The organism is Solitalea agri, assembly GCF_023914155.1.
Lineage (GTDB): Bacteria > Bacteroidota > Bacteroidia > Sphingobacteriales > Sphingobacteriaceae > Solitalea > Solitalea agri.
The window spans coordinates 1-1,830 of sequence record NZ_JAMWYS010000031.1 but is presented as its reverse complement, the minus strand read 5'-3'; the positions used below and the strand labels follow the sequence as shown (position 1 = coordinate 1,830).

Here is a 1,830-nt window from a genome sequence, read left to right as displayed (position 1 = left end):
TTCAGTTGTAAAAAGAGAAAGGACTTACGTTAAAAAAGGAGCTTAAAAATTTGGAATAACCATAGAATTCCGAAGGCGCGGTGAAAATACCTGCGTTATTCTCCGCCGTGATGTAAATTTATTAATTAAGTTTTCAGTTCAAAATTGCACGTCCACCGCGTTTGCGGCAAGCGGCTGTTAGCTGCAGGCCTTATTTTTTGTTAAAAGCAGTTAGAGAGTTCCAGTATTTCCCCATTTGTCCTCTATTATTCATATTGTCATTATCAATGTCGGTAGGTAAACTGTTTGCTTGTCTGATTTTTATGGCTTTTCGAAGACCCTCATAGTCTTTGAATTTATCGAATATCCAATCCCAACTTGTGTAGTAATCGAGCATCCATTTAAGCTCCCAGTCAGGATCATTATTCAATATTCTTTGGTTTAATGATTCAATGATTAGGTGTTCAGCCTGTTCATCCAAAGCGTCAATGCCTGTCAAATAATTTGGTTCAGTCATAGCATACCATTGTATAAAAAGTCCTCGCTTTAATGCCTCGTTATCTATATCCGATAAGTTTGCATAATTTCTGTGGACTTCTTTATATGCTTTAAAAATCACCTTTAACCTTTCATTATTCTCCTCTGATTGAGGTTGATGGTAGAGGTCAATTGTCATTGAGTATAACTCTATTTCTTTATTTGCTAAACTTTCCAAGTTCATTTTAGGCTTGCAGCTAACGTTTAGCTAAGTGAAGTGCCGAGTGTCGGCCTTGTGCCAGGTTAGGGCATTTCATTTAGCGGTTGTTGTATGCAGTTAGTTTTTTTAATTGAAATTCTTTAGGCTCATTGCGTTTATAGGTAATAAGCGAAGTGAGCCCCTGAAATTAAAAAATCTCCGCCTATGGGCAAAAAGTCGCTGCAAGCAAGCAATAATTTTAAAACTTTTTCGTTTTGCAATGAGTTGATTTTACAAATCAGTCGATCACTCAACTTTAAGCTTTGCTAAAATGCATTTTACTCGCTTCAATTGAGTGCCTCTCTAGCAGCTGCTGCTGCTCTCATTGCAAACTCCATTTTTTTCTTTGCTTTCTTGCGGTCTTTTCCAAAGAGCCTTTCCTCTAATTGCATACAACGTTTATGTTTATGACGGCTTGGGTCTTCGAAGCGCTTCACTGTCCCACGTTGCTAAACGAAATTAAGAAAACAAAACTTCAAACCTACATATAACCCAAGCTGGCATAAACATTTTGTTGTGTGCAGTTATTCTAGCACCATTACTCCTTCAGTTTCGAATTTGTCCAAGTCATCAATTCTAAATTTGTCGTCACAACTCGGTCGGATCATATAGAACTTAACAACACAGCCTCCATAGTTATCAATTTCTTGTCCCTCATAACTTGTCTCGCTATATGACACCGTTATCCGAAAGTCCGTCTTAAAATTAACCTTCAGTCCCGCGTGTATTCTTTTACTAAATTCAAGTCCGACTTTTAGATACTCGAATTCGTCAGAGGTTTCCGTTACATAGTCGTCAATGTGAACGTCATTCAAGAAGTCCTCATATTCCGTTTTCCTATCATCTGAGTCAAGAAGTCCTGGTCCAAAGTATTCAAAGTCCTTGAACAAGACGCAGTCCTGTTCCGTCCTAAATCCAGAGTCAATTAGTTTCATTAACTCAGTCGGCAATGTCACGGTCTCTTTAACAAAGTCATGTTTTCTTTCTTCAAGAGTCCGAGTCATTATGGAGTTAGTACGTATCTTCATTTGAATAATTGCACACAACGTTTATGTATAAGAAGAAGCGTGTTTAGAAACTGCTTCACCGTCCACGTTGCCAAACTAAATTAGATA

Annotated in this window: 2 protein-coding genes; both read right to left on the bottom strand. The window is 37.9% G+C overall.

Translation table 11 applies throughout. From position 1 onward, the window contains the following. Positions 1 to 190 precede the first annotated feature (190 nt). Positions 191 to 655, bottom strand: a complete 465-nt coding sequence (locus tag NF867_RS09395) for a hypothetical protein (protein WP_252587571.1) — start codon at positions 653 to 655, stop codon at positions 191 to 193. Positions 656 to 1,239: 584 nt separating this feature from the next. Beyond that, complete coding sequence (locus tag NF867_RS09390; RefSeq protein ID WP_252587570.1) at positions 1,240 to 1,743, bottom strand: hypothetical protein; 504 nt, start codon at positions 1,741 to 1,743, stop codon at positions 1,240 to 1,242. Between the last annotated feature and the right edge of the window lie 87 nt (positions 1,744 to 1,830).

Excerpts from the sequence above, each read along its gene's own strand:
- NF867_RS09390 (WP_252587570.1), bottom strand. The coding sequence starts at position 1,743 with ATGAAGATACGTACTAACTCCATAATGACTCGGACTCTTGAAGAAAGA.
- NF867_RS09395 (WP_252587571.1), bottom strand. The coding sequence starts at position 655 with ATGACAATTGACCTCTACCATCAACCTCAATCAGAGGAGAATAATGAA.